Annotated in this window: 20 protein-coding genes; 9 read left to right on the top strand and 11 right to left on the bottom strand. The window is 50.9% G+C overall.

Features of this window, described 5'->3' with window-relative positions:
* Window positions 1-4 precede the first annotated feature (4 nt).
* Both PsAD13_RS10035 and PsAD13_RS10030 read right to left on the bottom strand, forming a co-directional pair.
* Window positions 5-994, bottom strand: a complete 990-nt coding sequence (locus tag PsAD13_RS10035; protein WP_063318049.1) for an ABC transporter substrate-binding protein — start codon at window positions 992-994, stop codon at window positions 5-7.
* Between the two features lie 270 nt (window positions 995-1,264).
* Entirely contained in the window at window positions 1,265-2,170 is a 906-nt protein-coding gene (locus PsAD13_RS10030) for a ThiF family adenylyltransferase (RefSeq protein WP_063318048.1), read from the bottom strand.
* Window positions 2,171-2,436: 266 nt separating this feature from the next.
* Here PsAD13_RS10030 and PsAD13_RS10025 point away from each other — a divergent pair, with 266 nt between their 5' ends.
* Both PsAD13_RS10025 and PsAD13_RS10020 read left to right on the top strand, forming a co-directional pair.
* Complete coding sequence (locus PsAD13_RS10025) at window positions 2,437-3,705, top strand: hypothetical protein (RefSeq protein ID WP_063318047.1); 1,269 nt, start codon at window positions 2,437-2,439, stop codon at window positions 3,703-3,705.
* 191 nt (window positions 3,706-3,896) lie between these two features.
* On the top strand, window positions 3,897-4,382 hold the full coding sequence (locus tag PsAD13_RS10020) for a DUF2478 domain-containing protein (protein ID WP_063318046.1): 486 nt from the start codon (window positions 3,897-3,899) through the stop codon (window positions 4,380-4,382).
* A gap of 74 nt (window positions 4,383-4,456) precedes the next feature.
* Here PsAD13_RS10020 and PsAD13_RS10015 read toward each other — a convergent pair whose 3' ends face one another.
* Complete coding sequence (locus tag PsAD13_RS10015) at window positions 4,457-5,242, bottom strand: FadR/GntR family transcriptional regulator (protein ID WP_057462458.1); 786 nt, start codon at window positions 5,240-5,242, stop codon at window positions 4,457-4,459.
* 339 nt (window positions 5,243-5,581) lie between these two features.
* Between PsAD13_RS10015 and PsAD13_RS10010 the strand changes: the two genes are divergently transcribed.
* From PsAD13_RS10010 to dld, 3 genes are all read left to right on the top strand, one after another.
* Window positions 5,582-6,646: a TRAP transporter substrate-binding protein gene (locus PsAD13_RS10010; protein WP_057462476.1), complete on the top strand. Its 1,065-nt coding sequence runs from the start codon at window positions 5,582-5,584 to the stop codon at window positions 6,644-6,646.
* 102 nt (window positions 6,647-6,748) lie between these two features.
* The gene (locus tag PsAD13_RS10005) at window positions 6,749-8,815 is read left to right on the top strand and encodes a TRAP transporter large permease subunit (protein ID WP_063318045.1); all 2,067 of its coding nucleotides are present in this window, start codon (window positions 6,749-6,751) and stop codon (window positions 8,813-8,815) included.
* A 9-nt stretch (window positions 8,816-8,824) separates the two neighbouring features.
* On the top strand, window positions 8,825-10,510 hold the full coding sequence (gene dld / locus PsAD13_RS10000; RefSeq protein ID WP_063318044.1) for a D-lactate dehydrogenase: 1,686 nt from the start codon (window positions 8,825-8,827) through the stop codon (window positions 10,508-10,510).
* A 27-nt stretch (window positions 10,511-10,537) separates the two neighbouring features.
* Here dld and PsAD13_RS09995 read toward each other — a convergent pair whose 3' ends face one another.
* Window positions 10,538-11,536, bottom strand: coding sequence for a LacI family DNA-binding transcriptional regulator (locus tag PsAD13_RS09995; RefSeq protein WP_063318043.1), 999 nt, complete (start codon window positions 11,534-11,536; stop codon window positions 10,538-10,540).
* 110 nt (window positions 11,537-11,646) lie between these two features.
* Here PsAD13_RS09995 and PsAD13_RS09990 point away from each other — a divergent pair, with 110 nt between their 5' ends.
* The 4 genes from PsAD13_RS09990 (at window position 11,647) to PsAD13_RS09975 (ending at window position 15,180) form a co-directional block, all read left to right on the top strand.
* A complete protein-coding gene (locus tag PsAD13_RS09990; protein WP_063318042.1) occupies window positions 11,647-12,177 on the top strand; it encodes a gluconokinase in 531 nt (176 codons plus the stop codon).
* Between the two features lie 41 nt (window positions 12,178-12,218).
* Window positions 12,219-13,238 carry a TRAP transporter substrate-binding protein gene (locus tag PsAD13_RS09985; protein WP_063287756.1) on the top strand — a complete coding sequence of 340 codons (1,020 nt, stop codon included), beginning with the start codon at window positions 12,219-12,221 and terminating at the stop codon, window positions 13,236-13,238.
* Window positions 13,239-13,315: 77 nt separating this feature from the next.
* Window positions 13,316-13,855 carry a TRAP transporter small permease gene (locus tag PsAD13_RS09980; RefSeq protein ID WP_063287755.1) on the top strand — a complete coding sequence of 180 codons (540 nt, stop codon included), beginning with the start codon at window positions 13,316-13,318 and terminating at the stop codon, window positions 13,853-13,855.
* Window positions 13,852-15,180: a TRAP transporter large permease subunit gene (locus PsAD13_RS09975; protein ID WP_057462465.1), complete on the top strand. Its 1,329-nt coding sequence runs from the start codon at window positions 13,852-13,854 to the stop codon at window positions 15,178-15,180. The genes PsAD13_RS09980 and PsAD13_RS09975 overlap by 4 nt, the downstream gene beginning before the upstream one ends.
* 119 nt (window positions 15,181-15,299) lie before the next feature.
* Here PsAD13_RS09975 and PsAD13_RS09970 read toward each other — a convergent pair whose 3' ends face one another.
* From PsAD13_RS09970 to PsAD13_RS09940, 7 genes are all read right to left on the bottom strand, one after another.
* Window positions 15,300-17,417 (bottom strand): hypothetical protein, encoded by a 2,118-nt coding sequence (locus PsAD13_RS09970; protein WP_063318041.1) that lies wholly within the window; start codon window positions 17,415-17,417, stop codon window positions 15,300-15,302.
* Between the two features lie 177 nt (window positions 17,418-17,594).
* Window positions 17,595-18,143 carry a thioredoxin family protein gene (locus PsAD13_RS09965; RefSeq protein ID WP_063318040.1) on the bottom strand — a complete coding sequence of 183 codons (549 nt, stop codon included), beginning with the start codon at window positions 18,141-18,143 and terminating at the stop codon, window positions 17,595-17,597.
* Between the two features lie 108 nt (window positions 18,144-18,251).
* Window positions 18,252-18,653 (bottom strand): Cu(I)-responsive transcriptional regulator, encoded by a 402-nt coding sequence (gene cueR / locus PsAD13_RS09960; RefSeq protein WP_063292212.1) that lies wholly within the window; start codon window positions 18,651-18,653, stop codon window positions 18,252-18,254.
* Between the two features lie 16 nt (window positions 18,654-18,669).
* Window positions 18,670-21,129: a heavy metal translocating P-type ATPase gene (locus PsAD13_RS09955; RefSeq protein ID WP_208986518.1), complete on the bottom strand. Its 2,460-nt coding sequence runs from the start codon at window positions 21,127-21,129 to the stop codon at window positions 18,670-18,672.
* Between the two features lie 120 nt (window positions 21,130-21,249).
* Window positions 21,250-24,429 (bottom strand): efflux RND transporter permease subunit, encoded by a 3,180-nt coding sequence (locus PsAD13_RS09950; RefSeq protein ID WP_063318039.1) that lies wholly within the window; start codon window positions 24,427-24,429, stop codon window positions 21,250-21,252.
* Window positions 24,426-25,934, bottom strand: coding sequence for an efflux RND transporter periplasmic adaptor subunit (locus tag PsAD13_RS09945; RefSeq protein ID WP_063318038.1), 1,509 nt, complete (start codon window positions 25,932-25,934; stop codon window positions 24,426-24,428). The genes PsAD13_RS09950 and PsAD13_RS09945 overlap by 4 nt, the downstream gene beginning before the upstream one ends.
* A gap of 277 nt (window positions 25,935-26,211) precedes the next feature.
* Complete coding sequence (locus PsAD13_RS09940; protein ID WP_057464612.1) at window positions 26,212-26,589, bottom strand: carboxymuconolactone decarboxylase family protein; 378 nt, start codon at window positions 26,587-26,589, stop codon at window positions 26,212-26,214.
* Window position 26,590: the final 1 nt, after the last annotated feature.

Below are 26,590 nucleotides of genomic sequence, written 5' to 3'. Positions count from 1 at the left end.
TTCGCTACAGATAGAAGTCTGCGTTCGGTAGTTTTCCGCCAATGATGGATGGGTTCTTTTCCGCCAGAATGGAGTAGAACTGCTCCAACTCGGACTGAATGTCTTTGGCACGCTCTGCTGTCAGATGCGTATGCGGAATGGACTTGGCGATCACGGGTGCTGGCAATGTGATGCTTTCAGATGCAACAGCCGCCGCTTCCTTGGGGTTTGCCTTCACCCACTCAGTGCCGGTGACACAGGCTTTGTGGAAGCCTTCAATCAGCTCTGGCTGCGCATTGAGCAAGTCTTCATGCACCATCATGCCTGCCATCGGGAAGCGACCTTCACCGCCCGTCACAGACGTCCATTCACTGGCCAAATCTATAGAACGATGGATCAACTTACCCATCTTTTTGCCTTTGACCATACCCGCTGTCGCAGCCGGCTCTGGCAGAACGCAATGCTTGATGCGACCTGAGAGCAGAAGCTGTAATGCTTCAAACGGGGTGCTGACATAGTGCAAGGAGTAGTCTTTGCCCTCAGTCAGCCCGTTTTGTTGCATGACGCGACCAAACACTAGGTCCGGCATATCATTCCGGAAGAACATGCCGATCTTCTCACCGGCCAGATCCGCAGGGGACTTCACAGAACCATCATAGCTGAGCACATAAAGCATGCCCCAGGTCATGATGTTCAGCATTTTCACGGGCAGGCCTTTGTTGGCAAGGTTCGCGGCAACATAAGACGGGGTGCCCGCCAATTTCCAATCACCGGAAACGAAACCAGCACGTAAGACATCAGGTGATTTGTAAACGGAGAAATCTACTTTCTCTGTAAAGTCAGAGAGCAAGCCTTTGTTGGCAATGTAAGACAACACAACAGATGGCCCCACTGGCGGACCATACAGGGCCAGCGCCGGATTTGCCGCTTGTGCTACAAATGGCAGCGTACTACCCAGAGATGCTGCAGCAGTAAACCCTGCAGTGTGCGAAAGAAAAGAACGACGTGTGATCATTTTTGAGTTTCCATCGAAACGGGATAGAAAGCGAACAGCTCGCAAATGCGAATGAATTGCAATTACTGTAGATCACGATCACTCCTTCGCTTATTTGACAAAAGTCAATAACCTGAAGATTAAACTCATATTAAAGCAATTTAAGATGTGAGACCCCGCTTAAAGGCCCTAAGATGCGTGGGAGCGTTGTGCGACTTGCCCGAAATCGCACAATCTCTCTTTGTAGGGGAAAGCCTCCCACGCACCTATGTTCCTGCAATTATGCAGAAACTAGGTAAACTGTTGCATGGTCTTTTTGAGTCTTAGCCTTTGGAAGAAGTTGCCATTTCCGGAAGGGAGGCGCTTGGTCACGAACTTACCCTCATAGGCGTCAAAGTGATGATACCACGGCGCTGGCTTCAATGGCCCGCGACCTAGCAGCAGCTTAATGGCTTGCGCTCCAACCACCCCCGCAGCCAACTGGCAGCCCGCAGCAGTGGATGGGCCACGCTCCTCCTTCAGGTTCAGCTGAGAGGTGTCCACCAGTGAATGGCGATGCAATGCGCTCGGTGCTAAACCCAACAAAAACTTGAAGTACTGATGTAACTCGTCTTCCCCTTCAAACTGGAAATAGTCTTCAAAGCTCATGCCATCCGGAGTAAAACACAGATAAGCAGTGCCCATACCAAGCGGAGCAGCCGTAACCGCTGGAATCCCAAGGTCACGGCACTTTGCAAAAACCTTTCTGCGCATACCCAGCACAAAGAAGTCGAAGCCATCGACAAACATATCAACGCCTTCCAAAAAGGCATCTATGTTCTCATCGGTTACACCATCGGGAAAGGCCCGCAGATCCACCTCTGGATTAATATTACGCACCTGTTCAGCCATCACTGAAACCTTAGGCTCTTGCAGGGTGCTGACAGTGGCCCCAATCTGGCGATTAAAATTGACGATGTCGAAGTGATCGAAATCAGCCACGCTGAACGCACCGATTCCCAATCGAGCCAATGTGACAGCATGAATGCCGCCTACACCGCCCATACCAGCGATCGCAACACGCTTACCACGCAGAGTTTGCTGCTCTTCCGGTGTCACCCAACCTATGTTACGGGAAAAAGCAGCGTCATATGAAAAGCCTGCACATGTGCCTGATGTAGACCCTTGTGCTTGAGATGCAGCTAAAACAGTCAACATCTTCCTCCACTAATAAAATTTCCAATCAGTGCGAATAATAAAACCGCACGCACATAAATATTTATCGATTGCAAACAAACTTATTACACAACCTAAACAAGTTTATCTTTTATAAATTAAGTATATGTCAATATTATTTATAATATTAACGTTAATAATATTTTCGCTCTATTCAAATCAATAAAGTTACCTCAAATTTATAACTTTAAGTAATATCGATTTTTATTCTCACTTGCACAACATTGTTCAAGTAAAGGTTATTGAGCATGAGCAATACAATTAAATCAGAAACAGCCCACGAAGCCCAAAAAGCACGTCGTTTTTCCATCCACAGAAGAAGGGTGAAGCTGCAAAACACACCGCCCGAGAATGTTATTTTCAAGCTCGCGGACACACCTGATGAACTCTCTCAGGTTTGCAGATTACTCTACGAATCCTACACTCAAGTCGGCTATATGAAGGAGGACGGGAGTGGCTATCGATTCACCCCTTTTTATGTCCTTCCATCCTGTTACACACTCATTGCAAAGCAGGGTGAAACCGTAATTGGCACCACCACCATCATCATAAAGTCTCTTGAAGAGCTGCCCGTGGAGCAAATTTATTCACTCAAACACATTCAACGCTGGAACCGTCGGATCGCCGAAGCGTCCTCATTAACTATTCATCCTGATCATCGCTCGCAGGATGGCGCGCTCATCCACGCTCTATTGAAGTACATGTTTCAAGTTGCCCGTGAAGACCTGGGCGTCCACGATCTTGTGATGGCCTCCACTCCAAAACACATGATTTTCTATGAGGCCCTCCTGCTCTTTCGCAGATTGAGTGAGGAGGTGATCGATGCATTTGATTATGTAAACGGCACAACCGCGACGGGGGCATATCTCAATTTCACCGAAATGCATCTAGATTATGCGGCGATGTACAAAGACGCTCCGGACGAGCGAAACGTGTTCAAATATTACATGGAATACGAGTTCAGCAGCTTTCAACACCTTAGCAAAGTCACCTCCGCTTACAACGGCAATCGTTGGCACCCAGAACACCTTGACCACTTTTTGCACGGACCAATTGAAGGCGCTAACTCGCTCACACGAGAAGATCTTGAACTGCTCCGCCGTCACTATCCCTCCCGTGACTACGACCAGGTTTTCGCTCGTCATAGCCTTTCAAACGCGGCAGTTCTCATTGATACGAACACAACAGGTGTCATCCAATCTAGTACCGGTAATAAGACACCCATCATCGTCCGTCGTATAGAGGAGGATAGGATTCACCTGACTGCGGAGCGGCCATATGAACTACTTGAAGGGAAAGAACTTCAGCTTCTCCATCACAAGCAACAGGTAGAGCCAATTCGGGTTCAGTCCATCACGCTCACGGGAGGTTTAGATGCCACAGCACGATATGACCCAACATCGTCACCTAGCATTATGGCTTTGCTGACAAACAAACAAAGAATTTCGCCTCCAGAAGAAGAGACAACCTCAAAAGCACAAAGCTATCAAGGGGATGAGCTTGCTCATGTAGGGTAGGCTCAAAGATACCCAAACTGCACGAAATCAAGTTAACCTCTCTTGCGGTAAATGCGCAAAAACACATTCCTCATAATAATTGTGCGCATTCGCCGCAGGGGTAACCTTGCGTAGATCAAACCAGTATTATTACAGTTTGATATGAGAGTTTTCACATAGCTGAAAAAACAGAAGCGCAAGGAAGACCCCAGATGAGAATTGCTTACACCCTACCAAAAGGGAAACTGGTGCTGACAGAGCTTTCCGAGAAACTTCGGCAAAACGGCATACGGACTTGCGGTATTGTGCAGGCAGATACGGTCAACGAAGATCGCCATCGCTGCGATATGGACGTTCTGGTCCTGCCAGACGGGCCACAAATCTCCATCACCCAATCCCTTGGCAAGGAGTCTTCCGGCTGCCGACTGGACACATCAGCCCTCGCGCAAGCTGCAGGCGAAGTTACTCATCGGATCAACGAGCCGTTTGACGTGTTCATCCTCAACAAGTTTGGTGAGCAAGAGGCCAATGGCAGCGGATTTCGGGATTTGATCGTGAAGGCGCTAGAGAGCGGAGCATCCGTTCTCGTTGGCACCAACCATATCAATATCGACGCCTTTAAAGAATTCTCCGGCGGTATGGCCGAATTTGTTGAGCCAAACGTTGCTGATCTCACAGCCTGGGTTGAAAATCGCTAGGCACTGATAACATGGATCATTCGCTACGGCGTATGCGAATGATCCTCTCTATTCCCAATACGTAAGAGTGGTAATTATTCTTCACCTCTTTGCAGCGCAAAGAGTTTTGAGGAAATAAGCTCACGGCGCTGTTGATCTTGTCCGAGGCGGAAAGACGTCTCCACGAAATCAATGTGCCGGTGCGCGGCCTCTTCAGCCTTTGCGCCATTTCGCGTGAAGATAGCCCTGCCGATCTCCTCGTGCTGCTCTAACAACTGCTCCCCAGTCCCATCAATAGAGCGCAAGAATTCACGATTATAGAAGACACCCTTCTGCGTCAGCTCATAGATGGAAGACATCATATGAATAAGCATGGCATTGTGACCAGCATCCACAATCGCCAAATGGAACGCGATATCATTCTTCTTTGAAGCAATATCGTCGCCATTGGCCTGCGCTTCCCGCAGGTTTACGAGAATAGCCTCAAGTCGCTCAAGATCCAGTTTGGTTGCTCGCTCAGCAGCCAGACGAGCTGCAAAACCCTCCTGAACACGTCGATATTCAAGGTAGTCATAAAAAGCCGTCTGATTGCGGCTGATCAGATTGATCAAGGCAGGGCTCATAGCTGCACTGATAAGAGGCGCTATGAACGATCCTTCACCGTGACGGATAGCAATGAGGTTGGAATCCTCCAGCCGCTTCAGTGCTTCACGAACCTTCGGACGAGAGACACCCATACGCTCAGAAATATCTCTTTCAGAGGGCAGCTTCGTCCCCTCTTTCAGCACGCCGGCCAAAATGAGTCCCTCAATTTGCTCAGTTACAGAATCCACCACTGTATCGTGGTCGATAGGCTCAAAAAGATAATCTACAGACACCATTTTACACTTCCTGCCGGTCACAATTCCAATATTGGTCGATTTTATTTTCCAATTCAAGGGGAAGAGCGCCGAGAGCCACAATATTGATATATCAAAGCATGTATTACGCACTAATACGTTGTTTTACAGCGAATTTTCTATCCCTTAGGTATGCAAATCCAATAATCCTACGCATCCACACCATTAGTATTTACCCGCGTGTCAAGCCCGAAAAACGGCTAAAACTGCAAAATATATTTCTTGATTTATTTCAGAGGTCAATATTATTTACCATCAGTCAGCTGCTTGGGAGGACAGCGCAAAAGCGCGTTTAGCAGCCGAATGCCATTTGGAGGAAACATGAAAAAATCTGTCTTAAGCCTTGCTCTCGCCGCCTCTGTAGCTGCATCTGTGCTCGCAGCTCCTATCGCAAACGCAGCCGACAAGCTGCTGCTGAAGACACCAATTGCCTTCTCAACCTCTCTGCCAGGTTTGGGAAGCCCAATTCCTCGTGTCGCTGACCAGCTGAAGCTGATGTCTGGCGGCACCATCAAAATGAAGGTGTATGAGCCGGGCAAGCTGGTTCCACCATTTGAAATCCTCGACGCTGTTTCTTCAGGCAAAATCAATTCCGGCTACACAACGGCGGGCTATTGGGCTGGTAAAATTCCTGCAGCTCCACTGTTCTCTGCTGTTCCTTTTGGCCCGGAAGCTGGTGAATATGCGGCTTGGCTTTACTACGGTAACGGCCTGTCCCTGTACCAGGAAATGTACGATCAGGCTGGCTACAACGTAAAAGTTATGCCATGTGCGATCATCGCTCCAGAGACATCCGGCTGGTTCGCTAAGGAGATCAATTCTCCTGAAGACCTGAAGGGTCTGAAAATGCGCTTCTTCGGACTTGGCGGTAAAGTTATGCAGAAGCTTGGCGTTGCAACTTCTCTGCTGCCAGGCGGTGAAATCTTCCCGGCGCTTGAGAAAGGTGCGATTGACGCGACCGAATTCTCCATGCCTGCCATTGACGCACGCCTTGGCTTCCACAAATTGGTAAAGTATAATTACTTCCCAGGTTGGCATCAGCAGGCGACCGTCTTCGAACTGCTGATCAACAAAGACGTTTGGAACAAAGCAAGCGACACTCACAAAGCGATCATTGAGAACGCATGTAAGGCATCTGTTACCGACAGTTTTGCTGAAGGTGAAGCGATCCAGCACGAAGCTCTGCTCGACAACGTCAACAACAACGGCGTTCAGATCAAGCAGTGGTCTCCTGAAATGCTCGACGTGTTCCGTTCAACATGGAACGACGTTGCTCAGGAAGAAGCCGCAAACGATGCATTCTTCGCAAAGGTTCTGACTGACCTCAACCAGTTCCGCGATAACTACAAAATCTGGAAAGAAAACGCGTTCCTGCCGCGTAAGTAATAAAAACTTGGGAGCGGCTTTTCCTTGCCGCTCCCATTTCTACTATTGGCCTCAGCCTTCCAGACCAGATAGTTGCGGCGTTGACCTGCAAGAGTGAATGCTATGATAAAAAATCCTCAGGACACTTCAGATCCAATTGAGCTCTTTGAAGAAATTCTCGAGCACGAAGACACTGACAAACAACCCATAGCCGTTGCACTGGATCACTTTGTAAAAGGCGTTGGCCACATTGTAATGTGGGCCAACCTGCTGCTGATCCTTGCAATCGTCACTCAGGTAACAATGCGTTATCTGTTTAACTACAACTTCCCTAAGCTTGATGAACTTCAGTGGCACATCTACGGTCTGGTGACCATGGTGGGCATTTCCTACGCGCTGGTCACAGACAGCCACGTAAGGGTGGATCTGCTGCACATGCAGCTGAGCCCTCGAACACAGCGCTTCATCGAAATCATCGGCATTTCTGCGCTTTTGTTTCCTTTCATCTACCTCATGGTGGATCAGGGCTATGACTATTTCTACGACAGTTTCCGTGTGAGCGAACGCTCCTCCAGCCCAACTGGCCTGCCTGCGCGTTGGGCACTCAAAGCGGTGATCCCACTAAGCTTTGTTCTGCTGGGAGTTGCAGCACTCGCCCGTCTTATTCACGACGTTCACGCAATCTGGGTCAACAGTGAGAGCGAGCGGAAAGGGAAGGGCATCCGCCTGATCCTCCTCGCATTCCTTGGCTTTGCTATTGTTGCGTATGGCTTGTCTTTCCTCGTTGAGACCACCGAAGAGAAACTCGTCATTGCAATGTTTCTGAGCTTCATCGCGCTGCTTTTTTCCGGTTACCCAGTTGCCTGGGTTCTGGCAGGTGTCGGCATTGCGTATTGCGGTCTGGCTTATCTGTTCGACAACGACCATATGGCCTGGACTGGCCTTGAGAGCACTTTCACCGGTCTCGACTATCTGACACTGGGCGCTACCGTGAACCGTGTTTATGCGACCATGTCCAACGCTGTTCTTGTCGCTCTGCCTATGTTCATCTTCATGGGACTGATGCTGGACGAAAGCGGTGTGGCTGAGCGTTTGATGACCTCCATGCAGAAGCTGTTCGGCACAGTGCGCGGTGGTCTTGCCATCACAGTAACGCTCATCGGCATAATCCTTGCAGCTTCCACCGGCATCATTGGCGCCTCTGTTGTGCTGCTTGGTGTGCTGTCTCTCCCATCCATGATGCAACAAAAATACTCCAAGTCCCTTGCGGCTGGCGTGGTGTCTGCCTCTGGTACATTGGGCATCCTCATTCCGCCTTCCATCATGCTGGTGATCATGGCAGACCAGATGGCTCTGTCTGTTGGTGACCTGTTCATGGCAGCCGTCTTCCCGGGCATCATCATTGGGATGTTGTATCTGGTGTATATCTTCGTTGTTGCTCTGGTTAAACGCGATGCAGCACCAGTACCGGAAGGCGCGAAGGCACCAGACTGGCACGCGATTAAGGATGTTTTGATCGCGGCACTGCCAACCCTGTTGCTGATCCTCGCCGTGCTGGGCTCTATCTTCGCAGGCCTGACCACGCCAACAGAAGCTTCCGGCATCGGTGCACTCGGCGCAACTCTGCTGGCGCTCGGCTACCGCAAGCTGACATTCCGCAAGCTGGTCAACGTGCTGAAGTCCACCTTCAACACCACCGCTTACATCTTTGCCATCTTCCTCGGCGCAACCATCTTCTCCTACGTCCTGCGTGAGATGGGCGGTGATGCGCTGATTGAAGAAATGGTGGCTTCCACCGGCTTTGGTGCCAACGGAACAGTTCTGTTCATCCTGTTCATCGTGTTCTTGCTTGGCTTCGTGCTGGACTGGATTGAGATCACACTGATCGTGCTGCCTCTGATGCGTCCGATCATCAATGGCCTTGGCCTCGATATTGGTGGCTATGGGGTGATTGATGAGCCTGCACTGATCTGGTTTGTGATCCTTGTGGCTGTGACCCTGCAAACCTCGTTCCTGACACCGCCCGTTGGCTTCGCCTTGTTCTACCTGAAGGGCGTGTGTCCGCCCGAGATCAAACTGACAGACATCTACCGCGGTATCATTCCGTTCGTGCTGCTGCAGTTGCTGGGCCTGATGCTGGTGTACTTCCTGCCTCCATTGGCCACATGGCTGCCATCCGTCGCCTATTAGGATGCCGAGATGAACAACGCAGACCTGATCAAGCAATTTGAGAGTATCGTTGGCACTCGCCATGTTCTCAGCGACCCAAAAAAGACAGAGCGGTTCCGTAAAGGGTTCCGCTCTGGAGAAGGGGAGGCGATTGCAGTTGTGCGTCCCGGTACACTGTTGGAGCAATGGAAGGTGCTGGAAGCCTGTGTTGCGGCAGACAAGATCGTCATCATGCAAGCCGCGAATACCGGACTGACTGAGGGCTCAACGCCAAAGGGGACGTATGAGCGCGATGTGGTGCTCATCAACACCAACCGGATGACACAGATTCAGGCTCTGGACGACGGTAAGCAAATCATCAGTTTTCCCGGCTCTACTTTGTTTGATCTGGAGAAAATGCTGGCTCCACTGGGCCGCCAGCCACATTCAGTGATCGGCTCGTCCTGCATTGGTGCCTCCATCATTGGCGGTGTATGCAATAATTCTGGCGGATCGCTCATTGAGCGCGGCCCGTCTTACACCGAGCTTTCTTTATTCGCTCAGCTCAATGCGGATGGCGAACTGGTTCTCGTCAACCATCTTGGTATTGAACTTGGCAACTCAGCTGAGGAGATTCTGAGCAATCTGGAAAGTGGCAATTACGTTCCAGCGGATGTGAAGGGCACCAACCAGAAGGCATCAGACAGCGAATACCACAGCCGTGTTCGCGATGTGGATGCTGCCACACCAGCGCGTTTTAATGCGGATAAACGCCGTCTTTATGAGGCCAGCGGCTGCGCAGGTAAGCTTGGCGTATTTGCTGTTCGTCTGGATACGTTCCCCAAAGCGGGTGCTGAAAAGACTTTTTACATCGGCACCAATGATCCGGCAGAACTGACTGAACTGCGCCGCCATATCCTGTCACACTTTGAGAGCCTTCCGGTTTCAGCGGAGTACATGCACCGCGAAGCCTATGACATCTCAGAGAAGTACGGCAAAGACACCGTCGTCATGATCAACCACCTCGGTACAGATCGACTGCCAACTTTCTTTGCTCTGAAGGGGGCGGTGGATGCGTATCTGAACAAGATCAGCTTCCTCCCAAAGAACCTGACGGACCGCTTCATGCAAGTGCTTGCGAAGGTTTGGCCGGATGTTCTGCCAAAACGCATGTCTCAGTATCGCAGAGATTATGAACACCATCTCATCCTTAAGATGAGCGACGAGGGCATTGATGAGGCGGGCGCCTTCCTGAAGGATTTCTTTGCATCTCGCTCAGGTGACTTTTTCGCCTGTGATGCGAAGGAGGGCAAGATGGCTGCGCTTCACCGCTTTGCTGCGGCAGGTGCTGCAATCCGTTACAAAGCAGTGCACGAAGATGCTGCGGAAGACATCCTCGCGCTGGACATCGCATTGCGCCGGGATGATCGCAGCTGGTTTGAGCAATTACCCGCACATATCGAAGAAAAGCTGATCCACCGGCTCTATTACGGCCACTTCATGTGCCATGTGCTGCATCAGGATTACATCGTGAAAAAGGGCGTGGATGTAGCTGCCCTCAAGCAAGAGATGCTTGAGATTTTAGACACACGCGGCGCGGAATATCCGGCGGAACACAATGTCGGACACATCTATAAAGCGAAACCGGATCTGGTCGAGTTCTATAAGTCCATAGACCCGACAAACAGCTTCAATCCGGGTCTTGGCAAAACATCTCGCTGCAAACACTACCACTGATTTAAAAGCCAGAGTAACCACTCTGGCTTACGTTCTTTTCGTGCTCTCGCGTGCAGAGATTGTGTAGCTCAAATCAACAATCTGAGTTGAAGGTGCACCATCCTCGCCAATCACCATCGCGCCAGCAAGACGACCGATCTCTCGCAGCGGAGTGGTCACCGAGGTGATGCTTGGGACGGTTTCTGATGAGATGCCCAGATCATTAAAACCGCAAATGCCAAGCTCTTCAGGAACGTTGATGCCACGTCGCTGACATTCAAACAGCACACCCACAGACAAGTCATCGTTGTTGCAAAAAACTGCGTCGCACTCGGGAAACTGCAAGGTGAGCTTATCCAGCAGGGTTGCGCCCAACCGCACGTTGGAAGGCTCGTTTGTCACCGCAATGCACTGCTCACGTAACTCGCCATTGCCTTTGATTGCTTTTTTGAAGCCAGCCAGACGTTTCAGAGAGCGCGGGTCCATTTGTGCACCAATGAAGCCAATATTTTTGTAACCCGAATCGATCAGATGTTGCGTCGCCGTTTCTGCGGCCTGATCATGTGAGAAACCAACAATCATATCGATGGGTTTCGGGCTGATGTCCATAATCTGCACAACAGGAACGCCTGCATTCTCAAGCATTTGCCTGGTTTCGTCAGTTTGCTCAAGACCAGAAATAATCACGCCGGAGGGAGTAGGGTTCAGGAATGATCGCAGGATGCGTTCTTCTTCCTGCGAGTCATAATTGGTGTAACCGATCTGCATATTAAAGCGCGATCCGTGCAACGCATCGCTGATTCCGCCAAGCACATCAGTGAACACGTTGTTGGAGATGGAAGGGACCATAACCACGATGGAGCTGGACTTATTTGACGCAAGAGTAGAAGCAGACTGGTTTGGCACATAGCCAAGTTTTTTCACAGCAATTTCAACTTTCGCACGCAATGCCTCAGACACCTTTTCCGGTGAGCGAAGTGCGCGGGAAACTGTGATTGCGCTAACGCCAGCTTCTCGTCCAACATCTACAAGCGTTGGTTTTGGCATCAAAAAATTCTCCCTATTCCTGAGCGCCTTTGTAGATATTTCAGATACCTCTTGCAAAATGATTGCGCAATCATTTATGATCAAATTCTCTTAGGAGGAAAATTAGGGCCGTGGAAGACTATAAAAAATCAGTATTTGTCGTCATGGGTGTTTGTGGCGTCGGCAAAACTTCAGTGGCACGCGCTTTGGCTACGTGTTTACCGGCGACCTATGTCGAGGCCGATGATTTTCATCCTGAAGGCAATATTGAAGCAATGGGTCGGGGGCATCCGCTAACGGATGATATGCGCCGACCTTGGCTGAATGATCTTTCGCAAGCGATCGTTGACTTAAACAAACAAGAAGCAACACCTGCTGTTGTTGTTGCGTGTTCCGCCCTTAAGCGGTCTTACCGTGACATCATCCGCACTTATTTGCCTCATGCCTGTTTTATCTTCCTTTCAGGATCAAAAGATATCATTCGCGAAAGAATGCTCAATCGGCAGGATCATTTCATGCCACTTGAGCTGCTGGACAGCCAGTTAGAAATTTTGCAGCCTCCGTCTTTGGACGAGCTGCACATCGACGTCGACGTGAGTGGCGCTAAAACTGACATCATCAATCAAATTTTGCGTCAGATCATGCCGGAAACTGTGGCCTAAGGCCGCCAATATCGAATACTCTTCAGGGAGGTACTGTGAGTATGAAGTTTTTGAAATTTGCAGCTGCAGCAGTCATTGCAGCATCCACCGCCACAACGGCACTTGCAGCAGATTATTCTCTGCGTTTCCAGTCTTCTGACCCGGCTGGTAACCCAAACTTTGAACTTCAGCAGGCTTGGGCAGCACGTGTTGGCGTTCTTACCAACGACCGCGTTAATGTTGAAATGCTGCCAGTTGGCACAATCGTTCAGCACACTGAAACTCAGGACGCTGTTGCAGCAGGCATCATTGACGGTCACATCACTGACACCTCTTACTTCACCGGTAAAGATGCAGCCTTCGGTCTGATCGCAAACCCGGTTGGTGCATACGGTTCTCCATCCGAAATGCTCAACTTCATGGAGTATGGCGGCGGCAAGCAGCTGATGAACGAACTGCTGAACCCATATGGTCTTCAGTTCATTGGTGCGACCACTCCTGGTCTTGAAGCATTCATCTCCAAGGTTCCTCTGGACGGCGTTGATGACCTGAAGGGTCTGAAAATGCGCGCACCAGAAGGTCTGGTACAGAACGTATTCGCTGCTGCAGGCGCAGCACCTGTGAACCTGCCAGGTTCTGAAGTATTCACCGCGCTGGATAAAGGCGTGATCGACGCAGCTGACTACACTGTGTTCTCAACCAACCATCAGCAGGGCATGCATGCTGTAGCAGGTCATCCGGTGTACCCAGGCTTCCACTCCATGCCATTGGTTGAAGTTTCCATGAACAAAGAAACATGGGACAGCATGCCAGCCGACATTCAGGCTATCATGGAAATGTCTGTTCGTGACTTCGCACGTGACATGACTGCTCAGCTGTCTATGCGTGATGCTGTTGCAGTAGCAGAAGCTATTGCAGATCCAAACATCACCGTTCACAACTGGTCTGCAGAAGAACGCGCTAAGTTCCGTGCAATTGCACGTTCTCAGTGGGAGAAAGTTGCTGAGAAGTCTGATAACGCAAAACGCGTTTACGCGGTACTGTCCGCTTACCTGAAAGAGCAAGGTCTGCTTGCTCAGTAAGCTGATTTAAATCGCGTGAAACATACCGAACCGTCAAGTTCCCCGACGGTTCGGTACCTAGCGGGGAGGCAGGGTGAATGTCAGATCACGAAGAAAAAGACGCTGGCCAAAGAGCCATACCTGAAGCGGGGCTGTTCGGGCGCATAATAGCAAAACTCAGCGCACTCTTTTCACTTGCAATCGTATCGTCTGCGGCAATTCTGATTTTTGAAGTCGCTATGCGGTATCTGTTTAATTCACCAACCATTTGGGCCCACGAAACCGTCATCTTCCTGACGGCGACAACATTCCTTTTTGGTGGTCTTTACTGTGCATCGACGAACAAACACATCCGTGTGGTTCTGATTTACGATGCACTCTCTCCCGAGCTTCGGCGTGTCTTCAACGTTGCTATCTCCATTGCCTGTGCACTCGCCAGCGCCTTGTTCTCCTGGGCAGGCTGGCTCGTTGTAAAACGCGCAATCTGGACACCCGCCGGTGATTTCCGTCTGGAGACCTCCGGCTCTGCATGGAACCCGCCAACACCAGGTCTGCTAAAGCTGTTCCTGCTTGGTATCCTTATTCTCATGTGCCTGCAATTTGCAATTCTGGCCGTCAACTACGCTAAGAAAAAATGACCGATTTACTCGTCCTGATCCCGGATTTTAAAGCTCTGGGCATCGAGCTGGCTACGGTTCTGATGTTCGGCTCATTGCTTCTGCTGCTGCTGACGGGCATGCCTCTTGCTTTCGTCACACTGCTTGTTGCTCTCATTTTCGCACTGGGCTGGTTCGGCCCGGGCGCCGTGCCGCTGATCGTCAGCCGCATCTTCAGCTTCGTGAACTCCTTCGTTTTCGTCTCCGTTCCCATGTTCGTGCTCATGGCTGCGATCCTGGATCGATCGGGCATAGCCAAGGACCTGTTTGACGCCATGCGCCTCGTTGGCGGGCGTCTGCGTGGTGGTATCGCCATTCAGACGCTTCTCGTGGCTGTTGTTCTGGCCGCCATGTCCGGCATCATTGGCGGTGAAGTTGTTCTGCTTGGCGTCATCGCACTACCGCAGATGCTGCGCCTCGGCTACGACCGTAAACTCGCCATTGGCGTGTGCTGTGCAGGTGGTGCACTGGGTACAATGATCCCGCCATCCATCGTGCTGATCATCTATGGTCTGACAGCGAGTGTCTCTATCGGCGATCTGTTCACGGCAGCGTTCTTCCCAGGCCTCATGCTTGCAGGCATGTACGCCGCCTATATTCTGATCCGCGCCTATTCCAACCCTGAAGTCGCGCCAATTCCAGAAGCTGGCGAGATCCCAATCGCGGAAAAAATGCGCCTCCTGAAAGGCTTGTTTCTCCCGATCCTCGTTGTGGTGTTCGTTCTCGGCTCCATTTATGGCGGTATCGCGAGTGTGACCGAGGCTTCTGCCATTGGTGTGCTCGGCGTAACCATCTCAACCATCATCCGCCGCGAATTTTCAGTCAAGCTCATCATGGGGGCAGCTAAGCAGACCTTATCAACTGTTGGTATGATCGTTTGGATTGGAGTAGGGGCCTCTGCACTGGTCGGCGTGTTCAACTTGATGGGTGGTATCCGCTTTGTTCAGGCACTGATCACAGGTATCTCCGACGATCCAACCGTCGTGATCCTGTTCATGATGCTCATCCTGTTCGTGCTTGGCATGTTCCTGGATTGGGTTGGCATCGCACTGCTTACCATGCCGATCTTCGTGCCAATCGTCTCACAGCTTGGTTACGATCCAATCTGGTTCGGCGTTGTCTTTGCCATGAACATGCAGGTCAGCTTCCTGTCACCACCGTTCGGACCCGCGGCCTTCTACCTGAAGAGTGTGGCGCCACCCGATATAAGTCTGGGCGAGATTTTCAGAGCATTACTGCCATTCATCATGATCCAGATCGTAGCCGTCGCCCTGCTGATCATCTTCCCCGGCATCGCAGTCAGCTAACAAAAACAATAATCACGCTGAAGAAAGAGCCTGCGACCACCGCAGGCTCTTTTGTTGTTTAAGCCTATCTGCTTCTGGCAGTCACCCACTGCAGCACAATCTTTATTTGCAGTATTATGCTAGATCACCCACTCTCGTTCTAAACGAAGCAACGTATCGACAGTGCCCAGTTTCTGAGAATAGTCCTCTCTCAAAGCGCCCAAGCGATCTGTCGGGTAGGGACCCGGGCCAAGCAAAGAGAGCACAGATTTCAAGTCTTCAGACAAACGTTCCAGCTCAGGCTGCAGATGTTCAACTTTCTCCCAAGCCTTTTGCGCATTTTCTGAATTAACTTTGGCATGCAATTCAGCTTCATGACCCCAGCTGCTTACAACTCGCGGGTGCGTCGCCTCAAAAGTTTGCAAGGCATCTTCTGCCACAGGTAACCAAGAGAGATCCTGCTCGCTATGAGCTTGCTGATACGCTTCTATTTTTGCCTGGCTTTCTTTTAGCTGAGAAATAGCATCTCGCACTTCAATCTGTTTACCAGTCAAATAATAAAGGCTCACCAACACATCGTCTGGCGGCATTGTAGACTGCTTGCCAGCAGGAATAGTTAAGTCTAAAACGGCGGAAAGGCGGGTCTCCAGCAGCTCCAGCTCATGCAAATTCTTTAGTTTGGGCTCTGTCATCAACTGAGGATCAAGCTGCTCAAACTCAGAAACTTCATGCGATAGAATCCTCGAAACCTCATAGGCTTCAGACTTTCGCGCATTTGTATTGTGATGAGCAGAGAACTGAGAGAGTGTTTGATATGTCTTAGAAACCAGTTCACGTAGCCTCCCAAGGACAGAACTGTCTGCATCGCCCTGTTTTTCAGCTCTGATGACCGTTTTACATTGCTTACCCAGCTCGATAATCGCAAACGCAGCATCGCCTTGCGATTCATTTTTTGCACGCTGCACCAAGACGTTACGCACATCACCAAAAGAGTTTCGAATGTCTTTTTCGGTCACTTGTCGCTCAGAACGCACACCCTGACCATCATATTTCGGATTTGAAACCACATCTTTCAATACAGATCGGGCTTCACCTTCCTCAATCAGACTATCCTGGATGAAAGAAAGAGAACCTGCTTCAGCGGCATCAGGTCGCTGATTGATGGTGTTCTGTAGTCCGTCCATAAAGCGGGAATAATCTGTTTCAACCGCCGCGAGCCCCGGGATCTTAACTGCGTTTCCTTCAACATCCCTGCTAATTTTCGTTGAATGCCATAATCCAGCATTTGGCATGTGGTTCTGATCACGAAGGCCTTGTTCAACACCAGAAAGCAAGGTCGCACCAACTGAAAACACATCGCTCTTTTCAGAAGTTTGGGGATGTCTCGGGTGTACCTCAGGGGCTTTATAGTCTTCGGTAAACCCTTTAGCTGTCTCTCCAGCTTTGGAGTGTAAACCAAGGTCAATTATTACAGGCTCACCAGTTTCTGCGCTCACAACATAATTGTCTGGTTTGATGTCATTGTGAACTAAACCAGCCTTACTGATATGACCGGTAACATCCAACAGTTTCTGCCCGATGTATTGAACACTGCCCCAATATTGCGCGCTGGAGATATCCCCTGCCTTCCACGCTTGATTCAATTTGCGCATGGTGACACTGCCACGATCGCCAACAACTTCATCCATCACCAAGGCTTCTTTGACCAAACTACCGTAGGGTACCGAGGCCATCCCATAAGCTTTCCCTAGGTTTGGGTGCTCGCCTGCATTTTCATAGATTGTCTTATAAGCACTCAGTTCAGCCTTCAGGTGCCCGGCGGCGACAGTTCTCTCAATTTTGCCGACAAGATTGTGACCATCTGCTGTCGTATAAGTTGAGATATGGCTCTCACCCTCTGCAAACTTCTCAGTAATATTTGGCTTCAATGTCGAAAGATCTGGCGCATCTCCCACTACAGGTTCCCCAACCCAGTCATATGATTTAGGGAGAGGCTCTGAGACTGTTTTTAACGCAGCAGTGCCATTCAGTAAGGGCGATTTCAGCGTCTCTCGCGGCAGCTCCTTTCGAAGCTGCTCAAGCTGCTGCTCCCGGTTTCCCTTGAAACTCAGAAACTGCTCTTGCGTTTCAACACCAAGGGAGGAGCCTTTATCAGATGTATAGAGCTTAACCGACTCATTTTGCGCGGCGGTTTCAGCCTCAACAAGTGTATGAAGGATCGGAGAAATCGGCTGAGATACAATACTGGTGCTGGGCAATGGCCTGTCTTTCAAAAAATGGACACACCACTTGCATAAATCAGGGAGACGACCTCCGCTGTATCAATCGATACATGCAACCCACACTAACGAACACTTCAATAATAGCCACACATCTTAAAACGCAGATGTTCCATGCAACCAAACACCCAGTTTCGCAGAACCAACCTTATGGAACTAATTTGACCACTTGATCGAACATCCCATGCTTGGGATCTGTTTTTCAGGTCCTCGACCTGTTTCAGCAATTAACTGCATAGCGTCCAAAAGCTCAGTTTTGCGTCCGGTCGGGTCGTTAAATCCTGCATCATCTAAGCGGCCACGATATTGTAGCTCACTTTTGCTGTTGAGACCAAAGAAGTCTGGCGTGCAAACTGCACCATATCTCTTTCCTACTGTTTGGTTTTCATCAACCAGATAAGGAAATTCAAAGTCATACAATTGCGAAAAGTCTTTCATCTTACGCGGAGCATCTGCGGGAACAGAGTGATAGTCATTGGACATCACTGCTAAAACCCCAAAGCCTTCAGAGATGAGCAAGCTGGTATCTGCCGCCAACCGATCTCCAATCGCCTGCACATAAGGACAATGGTTGCAAACAAACGCAAGCAGGAGCCCCTTTTCACCAATACATTCCGACATGGTGAAACTATTTCCATGAGGGTCCTTAAGCGCAAAATCCGGCGCCTTCCAACCAAAGTCACAAACAGGAGTATTCAGAAGCACAATGCCACCCTTTAACTAGTTGATCTATCAAGAGGTTGTCATAAGAAAGGCTGAGCTGTCCATAAGAATTGGATGAAAATGTCCAGGCCTGTGGTCACGATTTCCTGATCACCGCGGCTCCCCCTTCCCGTTACTCAAATTATCCAGGATTGGGCAGTCGGGGCGGTGATCGCCGGCGCAGGCGGTTATGAGGTGGGTGAGTGTGTCGCGCATGGCGATGAGGTCGGCGATTTTGGCTTCGATCTCTTTGACGTGTTGTTGCGCGATCTTTTTGACGTCAGAACTGCCGCGCTCTTTGTCTTCATAGAGTGCCAGCAAGGCCCGGCACTCTTCGATGTTGAACCCGAGTGAACGAGCGCGGCCGATGAATGTCAGCTTGTGCAGCTCTGTTTCTTCAAAGATCCGGTACCCATTTTCATTCCGTTTGGGATGAAGAAAGCCGATATCCTCGTAATAACGGATGGTCTTGGTCGGGATGCCGGAGCGTTCTGCTACTTCACCAATATTCATCGTCGTTCCATCCCTTTTAGTGGGCTGTTGTCGCTTTGATCCAGCGTAACCGCAAAGCGTTGGTTAAGACAAACACGCTTGAAAGTGCCATAGCACCAGCTGCCAGAACAGGAGACAGAAGCGGGCCACCGAATGGATATAACACGCCAGCAGCAACCGGGATCAGCAGTGTATTGTAACTGAATGCCCAGAACAGGTTCTGGCGGATGTTACGCATGGTTTGCTGGCTGATGTGGAACGCATTGACCACACCGTTCAGGTCTCCTGCCATCAGAACGACATCCGCAGCTTCAATTGCCACATCAGTGCCAGTTCCAATGGCAATACCAACGTCTGCTGCTGCCAAAGCAGGCGCATCATTGATGCCATCGCCTACGAAGGCCAGTTTACCGGAAGCGTTCTTACGCAAGTCTTCCAGCGCACGGACTTTGCCGTCAGGCAGAACTTCAGCAACCACGCTGTCGATACCAAGTTCGGCTGCAATGGCATTGGCCGTCTTCTGGTTATCACCTGTGATCATCACAACTTTCAAACCAAGCCCATGAAGGGACTTGATCGCATCTGGAGTTGTCTTCTTGATTGGGTCAGCAACTGCAATTACCGCTGCAATTTTTCCATCAATAGCGACGTAAAGCGGGGTTTTTCCTCTAGTTGCAAGTACGGTTGCATCAACAGAAAGCTGTTCCAGTGCAATACCTTCACGGTCCATCAACCGATCTGCACCAACCAGAACATCGTGCCCCTGCACAACTGCGCTGACGCCAAATCCGGTCAGAGAGTTAAAGCTCTCTGGTTTTGGAAGTGCAATGCCACGCTCTTCGACGGCCTGCACAATCGCCTTTGCAATGGGGTGTTCGGAGCTTTGCTCAACTGCTGCGACCAATCGCAGAACATCTTCCTCCTCAAAACCTTCATGCAGGATAATATCTGTCAGTTCCGGATGTCCGGCAGTGAGCGTGCCGGTCTTGTCCAAGGCAACCACCTTGGTTTCCTGAAGCATCTGCAACGCATCGCCTTTGCGGAACAGGACGCCAAGTTCGGCTGCGCGACCTGTACCAACCATAATGGAGGTTGGCGTTGCAAGCCCCATGGCACATGGGCAAGCGATGATAAGCACAGCAACACCCGCGACCAAAGCAAGACTAAGCGCGGGATCGGGACCAAACAGGAACCACACAGCAACGGTGAGGATCGCAATAGTAATCACGGCTGGCACAAACCACGACGTGATTTTGTCGACCAATCCCTGAATTGGCAGCTTGGCACCCTGAGCCTGTTCCACCATCTGAATGATCTGGGAGAGAACGGTATCATTGCCAACTTTGCTTGCACGCACGCTTAAGGCACCTGTGCCGTTGATTGTTGCGCCGACAACATCGTCACCAGAGGCCTTTTCAACCGGAATTGGCTCACCTGTAATCATGCTCTCATCCACGAAGGAAGAACCTGAGACAACGGCACCATCCACGGCGATCTTCTCACCTGGGCGCACCTGAATGACATCACCCACAATGATCTCTTCAATCGGGACTTCTGTCGCCACGCCATCGCGCTCAACACGCGCGGTTTTAGCCTGCATGCCAACGAGTTTCTGGATCGCCTCGCCAGTTCTGCCTTTGGCGCGTGCCTCCAGAAAGCGGCCTAGCAAGATGAGGACGACAATTACAGCTGCGGCCTCGTAATAGACGTTTACGGTTCCCGCCGGGAGCAACTGCGGCGTAAAAGTTGAAACGAGAGAGAATACATAAGCGGCGGAGGTCCCAAGCGCGACCAAAGAGTTCATATCCGGCGCACCTTTTAAGAGCGACGGGAAGCCCTTGGTGTAGAAATGTCGGCCAGGTCCAAAGAGCACAACAGTCGTCAGGACGAACTGCAGGTAATAACTGTTTTGCAAACCAAGAGAATTCTCAACAAGCATATGGACGCCGGGAATGAAGTGACTTCCCATTTCGATAAGAAAAACTGGAAGTGCCAGCACGGCAGCGAGCAACACCTTGCTCTTGAGCAGACGGATTTCATCTGTTTTGCGGTGAGCCGCTTCCGCAGGCTCGGTCTTGTCCAATGTAGCAGGATACCCTGCTGAGGTGACCAGTTCAGCAATCGCGGAGGGTGTTATCGCCCCCACTGCGTAATGCACTGTCGCACTTTCTGTTGCCAGATTAACATTGGCTTCCAGAACACTATTTCCGGCTCGCAAAGCCTTTTCAGCTCGTCCCACACAAGACGCGCAGTTCAGGTTCCCAACACCAAAGGTGATGCTTTCTGTGAGCGCTGGATAGCCAGCTTTCTGAAGCGCATCGGCCACATCTTGCGGCGTGAGGGTCTCATCGTAATTGACCTGTACGCTTTCTGTTGCAAGATTGACAGAGGCGTTCGCCACACCCGAAATACTCTTGAGTGCTTTCTCGACACGACCGACGCAAGACGCACAATTCATGCCTTCGACTTGCATTTTCAGTGTTGAACTGTGGGACATAATTTCACCATTTCATTGTCTATTGAAGGCACCCTAAGGGTTCCAGCGACTGGAAGGTCAAGACTAAAATCATCAGGAAAATGAAAAGACTTTGGCCATCAGGTAAATGACAGCGAAACATCACTTAGTCTTTGTTTTCTCCAGACTTTCACTGGCTTCTTCTGCGGTGATTTTATTCAAGGCAGATAGTCGGGCTCTCTTCCAAAGCACATAAATTGCCGGAATAACGAAGAGTGTCAGCAGTGTTGCGGTGATCATGCCGCCAACCATTGGGGCTGCAATCCGTTTCATGATCTCTGAGCCTGTTGCACTGCCCAGCATGATCGGTATCAACCCGGCAAAGATGGTTGCCACGGTCATCACTTTTGGCCGCAATCGTAACAGGGCACCCTCGACAACGGCATCAAGGATATCTTTTGCGGTGAGGACCTTGTGTTCTTTCCTGGCAAACGCCACGCGCTTGTCCCAGGAAAGGTTCAGGTACAACAACATCACGATGGCTGTTTCGACAGCCACGCCTGCCAGGGCAATGAAGCCGACCAGTACGGCAACCGACAAGTCAAACCCCAGAGCGTAAACAAACCAAACACCGCCTGTCAGCGCGACTGGCAGAGACGTCAGAATGATTGCCACTTCACCCACGCGGTTGAATGCAAGGAAAAGCATCAGGGTAATGATCAACAATGTTACTGGCGCAACCAACTGTAAGCGTTCCTGAACACGCTCGATATACTCATACTGTCCTGACCATGTGATCGAGTAGCCAGCAGGGATTTTAACTTCGGAAGCGACCAGTTCTTGTGCTTCGTTGACATAACCGCCAAGGTCTCGTCCCTCGATATCAATGAAAACAAAACCTGTTGGTCGCGCATTCTCTGAGCGGATCATACCGGGGCCGTCAACAATGTTGATATCAGAGACAGCTCCAAGCGGAATATGCGCACCTGATGGTGTCACAACAGGGAGTTTCTCAAGTTGATCCGGGCTACTTCTCCAATCCTGAGGATAGCGCAGATTGATGGGGTATCGCTCCAAACCCTCAACGCTTTCAGCAATATCCATTCCACCAATCGCGGTTTGCACCACATCCTGAACATCCTTGATATTCAGCATGTAGCGAGCGGCTGCATTCCGATCGATGTCGATTTCAATGAAGCGCGCACCTCTTGGTCGCTCTGCGTAAGAGGACAGCGTCCCGTCAACGCCTTTCACGAGGCCTTCAATCTTCACTGCAATGTCTTGAATGACCTGTAAGTCCGGCCCCGACACTTTGACGCCGACAGGTGTTTTCATACCAGTTGCAAGCATATCAATGCGGTTCTTGATCGGTTGGATCCAGACGTTTGTAAGGCCCGGAACCTGAACTGACTTGTCCAGCTCCTGACGGATCTTTTCAAGTGTCATCCCTTCACGCCACTGATCTTGCGGTTTGAGCTGAATGGTGGTCTCAAACATGGTCAGTGGAGCTGGATCTGTTGCTGTTTCAGCGCGTCCAAGTTTGCCGTGAATGGTCTTTACCTCAGGCACCTGCATGATCATACGGTCCGTCTGCTGAAGCACCTCACGCGCCTTACCTATAGAAACACCGGTGTACAGCGACGGCATGTAAAGAAAGTCACCTTCCTTCAACTCCGGCATGAACTCAGACCCAATCCGGTTCAGCGGCACAAGAATGGACGCAACCAGAACCAGCGCAAAAATGATCGTTGTTTTGGGCCAGGCAATAACGCCTGCAAGCGCGGGCCGGTACAAAGCGATGCACAATCGATTGACCGGGTTTTTGGCCTCAGGATGAATGCGTCCTCGCACGAAATATCCCATCAGCACTGGCACAAGCGTGATGCTGAGAATAGACGCAGCCGCCATGGCATAGGTTTTGGTGAACGCAAGCGGCTTGAACAGACGACCTTCCTGCGCTTCCAGCACAAACACCGGCAGAAAGCTGATGGTGATAATCGCCAGTGAATAGAACAGAGCTGGTCCAACCTCGGAACAGCATTCGGCGACAATCTTCCAGCGGTTCTTATCGGGGTTTGGTTCCTTCTCAAGCCGTCGATGCATGGCCTCAATCATCACAATGGCCGCATCAACCATCGCTCCAATAGCGATAGCGATCCCGCCAAGGGACATGATGTTCGCATTCACCCCTTGTAGACGCATCACCAGTAGTGCCGTCAAAATGCCAAGAGGAAGCGAAATCAAAATGACCAGCGAAGACCTGAGATGTAGAAGAAACACTGCACACACCAAAACCACGACCAGAAACTCCTCAGAGAGTTTGGTGGTCAGGTTATCAATTGCTCGCTCAATCACCCCAGCCCGGTCATAGGTGGTCACAATCTCCACGCCTTCAGGCAGGTTCGATTTCAGCTCCTCCAGCTTGGCATGCACACCTTCTAGTGTTCTCAGCGGGTTTTCGCCCCAGCGCATAATGACGACGGCCCCAACAGAGTCGCCTTCGCCGTTCAGGTCAGCCACACCACGGCGCATTTGCGGACCAAGGCGGATATCTGCCACATCGCTCAGGGTGAGAGCTGCACCACGCTCATTCACCTTGATCGGGATTTGCTCAAGATCCTCAATAGATTGGATGTATCCGGTTGCACGGACCATGTACTCCGCTTCTGCCATCTCAATCACACTGCCGCTGGTCTCACGGTTCGCGTTCTGGATCGTGCTCATGAGAGCAGGCAATGTCACGCCATAGGCCCGCAGTTTGTTCGGGTCGACGACCACCTGATACTGCTTAACCATACCGCCGATGGTTGCCACTTCCGATACGCCGCTGACAGTTTGAAGTTCGTACTTCAGCCACCAGTCCTGTAAAGAGCGCAACTGCGCCAGATCATGTTGGCCGCTTCGGTCAATCAAAGCGTACTGAAAAATCCAGCCAACCCCTGTCGCATCTGGCCCCAGTTCTGGCGTAACGCCTTCAGGCAGTTTGGCTCCAACCTGCGCTAGGTATTCCAGCACCCGGCTTCTGGCCCAATAAAGGTCCGTACCGTCCTTAAAAACCACATAGACGTAGGAATCGCCATAAAACGAGAAACCCCGCACGTCGATCACGTCTGGCACTGACAGCATGGCTGTGGCAATCGGATAGGTTACCTGATCCTCAATGACCTGAGGGGCCTGTCCGTCATATGGGGTTTTGATAATGACCTGCACATCAGACAGATCCGGAATTGCATCAACCGGTGTTTCTTTCAGCGCCCATATGCCACCAAGTGTCAGCATCACAGCGGCCATGAGCACGATCACGCGGTTCCTGATGGATGCACGTATGATGGAGCCAATCATTTTTCATCGGCCCCCACCGTGTCAGCAGGTGCTGTTTTTGAAGATTGATCTTTGACATCTCGCAGATCGACAAGGCTGAAGCGCTTGTCAGACCCCTTTGAGATAGCAAACTCAATAGGCCTATCATATTGGAATGCGTGGTTCTTCAGGTTTACACGGACCGCAAACGTCGTTTCCATCGCAGGCCACTGCAACTCCTCAATGGCATCATGTCGAATGGTGACGGAGTTTGTCTCAGCATCGAAATTGGTCACTGTGCCATTAACCCAGATGGGACCGTCTTGCGCAGAAGACATGCGGGCCATGCCCGCCGAGAGTGAACTCTCACTATCAATCAGAAACTGAGCGGAGGTTACGACTTCTTCCCCTGCTTCAAGCCCTTGTAAGATCTCGGTCCTGCTTCCTCCTCCAAAACGCCCCGTCAGGCCCGGCGTCACCATGCGTGGCTGAAACGTGCCCTCCTCAGTTTGCAGGATAACCCGATCAGATGAACCTGTGCGGATCAGCGCGCTGGCTGGAATTGTCAATGCACGTCGCGTTTCAGATGGGATGATGGTTACGCGTCCAAACATGTTTGGACGTAGAACACCCTCTGAGTTATCAAAATGCAGACGGACCGGCAGTGTGCGCGTCACCGCATCCAGTTCCGGGTAGATATAGTCGATGCGGCCCTCAAGCACTTGCCCGGGCAGATGCTCAAAGCTCGTAAGCACATCGCTGTTTTTGCTCAGGCGGGCAATGTCCTGCTCAAATACATCCACCATCAACCACACAGAAGACATATCAGACAAGGTAAGTGCTATGGAATCCGGCTGTAGATACATGCCATCCGCCGCTTCCAACGTGGTCACCACGCCGGATTGAGGAGCATACACCTTGAAGACCCTGGCCGGAGTATTCGCCCGAGCCATCTCATCAATCTGGGTGTCATCAATACCGTAATTCTGAAGTTGGATTCGGATGTTCTGCTCGGTTTGCCTATCATTCCGGCGGACGGCCCGGATCAGATCAGCACTCGCAACTGTCACCTCTGGCGCATAGACAGTGAAAAGCAAATCTCCCTTCTCAACGGGATCACCAATTGCACGGATGTTGAGCTTCTTGATCCACCCCTCCGTACGTAAGTGAACCTGGCTAGAACGATGCTCGTCATAGCCAACAAACCCAACACTTTCGATTTTCTCTGAGATAGGCTCAACGCTGGCGGTGGCCGTGCGTACACCGATGCTGTTAATCACATTTGGAGACAACACAACAGAACTCCCAGATTGCTCAGCATCTTGCCCGGCATAAACAGGAACAAGATCCATCCCCATGGGAGATTTTCCAGGTGCATCACGCCGGAAACTCGGGTCCATTGGTGCAACCCAGTAAAGAACTTCACTTTCAGCACTGCCTGATCCAGCAGAAGTCCAGTCCATCGAACTTCCAACAAAGATCCCTAGCCCAGCAGAAACACTCGCCACAATCGCAAGCCCAGCCACAACCGCGTATCCACGACGCATCGGTCCTGTCCTGATTTACCAAACACTATTCAGACCTGAAGGTGCTTTGCTACCGCCGGGATACTCACCATCCCAACCAAATCCCTCCAAGCCCAATAAAACAGCACCACTTTTCCTTATTCCTTCTGGCACTGCCCAACTTAGTATCCAACATTCTAATCCTTCCAGTGACTGGAAGGTCAAGTCTAATACTGAAGCCCAGTGCTTGCCGTAATCAAAAAAGCCCTGCCGATATCATCAGCAGGGCTCCAAAAAAGACTTCTTAGTAACAGAGGCTCTACAATTCACCCGCCTCTTCCAGTACCTTTCTTGCGCTGCGGAAGCATTCTACTCCGGCGGGGACGCCGGCGTAGATGGCGACGATGTGGCAGGCGGCGCGGATTTGTTCTTTGGTGACGCCGTTGCGCAGTGCGCCTTTGCAGTGCAATTCCCATTCGTGCATTTTGCCGAGTGCGCCGATCATGGCCAGATTCATCAGGCTGCGGGTTGGTGCATCGATAGCGTCATCTCCCCAGCCGAAACCCCAGCACCATTCGGTCATGGCTTCCTGAAACGGACGATTGAAGTCGTCCGCCTTTGCCAGGTTGGTCTCGACGTACTCAGCGCCAAGGGTGGATTTACGCTGTTTCAGGCCTATTTCAAACCGGTCAGACATT

It is taken from the genome of Pseudovibrio sp. Ad13, assembly GCF_001623225.1.
Classification (GTDB): domain Bacteria; phylum Pseudomonadota; class Alphaproteobacteria; order Rhizobiales; family Stappiaceae; genus Pseudovibrio.
This window is presented reverse-complemented; position numbering and strand designations above follow the sequence as displayed.

What these genes read in the sequence shown, in the direction of transcription:
- PsAD13_RS10035 (WP_063318049.1), bottom strand. Translation starts at nt 994, where the DNA reads ATGATCACACGTCGTTCTTTTCTTTCGCACACTGCAGGGTTTACTGCT.
- PsAD13_RS10010 (WP_057462476.1), top strand. Translation starts at nt 5,582, where the DNA reads ATGAAAAAATCTGTCTTAAGCCTTGCTCTCGCCGCCTCTGTAGCTGCA.
- PsAD13_RS09950 (WP_063318039.1), bottom strand. Translation starts at nt 24,429, where the DNA reads ATGATTGGCTCCATCATACGTGCATCCATCAGGAACCGCGTGATCGTG.
- PsAD13_RS10020 (WP_063318046.1), top strand. Translation starts at nt 3,897, where the DNA reads ATGAGAATTGCTTACACCCTACCAAAAGGGAAACTGGTGCTGACAGAG.
- PsAD13_RS10015 (WP_057462458.1), bottom strand. Translation starts at nt 5,242, where the DNA reads ATGGTGTCTGTAGATTATCTTTTTGAGCCTATCGACCACGATACAGTG.
- PsAD13_RS09940 (WP_057464612.1), bottom strand. Translation starts at nt 26,589, where the DNA reads ATGTCTGACCGGTTTGAAATAGGCCTGAAACAGCGTAAATCCACCCTT.
- PsAD13_RS10030 (WP_063318048.1), bottom strand. Translation starts at nt 2,170, where the DNA reads ATGTTGACTGTTTTAGCTGCATCTCAAGCACAAGGGTCTACATCAGGC.
- PsAD13_RS09985 (WP_063287756.1), top strand. Translation starts at nt 12,219, where the DNA reads ATGAAGTTTTTGAAATTTGCAGCTGCAGCAGTCATTGCAGCATCCACC.
- PsAD13_RS09995 (WP_063318043.1), bottom strand. Translation starts at nt 11,536, where the DNA reads ATGCCAAAACCAACGCTTGTAGATGTTGGACGAGAAGCTGGCGTTAGC.
- cueR (WP_063292212.1), bottom strand. Translation starts at nt 18,653, where the DNA reads ATGAATATTGGTGAAGTAGCAGAACGCTCCGGCATCCCGACCAAGACC.
- PsAD13_RS09980 (WP_063287755.1), top strand. Translation starts at nt 13,316, where the DNA reads ATGTCAGATCACGAAGAAAAAGACGCTGGCCAAAGAGCCATACCTGAA.
- PsAD13_RS10005 (WP_063318045.1), top strand. Translation starts at nt 6,749, where the DNA reads ATGATAAAAAATCCTCAGGACACTTCAGATCCAATTGAGCTCTTTGAA.
- PsAD13_RS09955 (WP_208986518.1), bottom strand. Translation starts at nt 21,129, where the DNA reads ATGTCCCACAGTTCAACACTGAAAATGCAAGTCGAAGGCATGAATTGT.
- PsAD13_RS09945 (WP_063318038.1), bottom strand. Translation starts at nt 25,934, where the DNA reads ATGCGTCGTGGATACGCGGTTGTGGCTGGGCTTGCGATTGTGGCGAGT.
- PsAD13_RS09975 (WP_057462465.1), top strand. Translation starts at nt 13,852, where the DNA reads ATGACCGATTTACTCGTCCTGATCCCGGATTTTAAAGCTCTGGGCATC.
- PsAD13_RS10025 (WP_063318047.1), top strand. Translation starts at nt 2,437, where the DNA reads ATGAGCAATACAATTAAATCAGAAACAGCCCACGAAGCCCAAAAAGCA.
- dld (WP_063318044.1), top strand. Translation starts at nt 8,825, where the DNA reads ATGAACAACGCAGACCTGATCAAGCAATTTGAGAGTATCGTTGGCACT.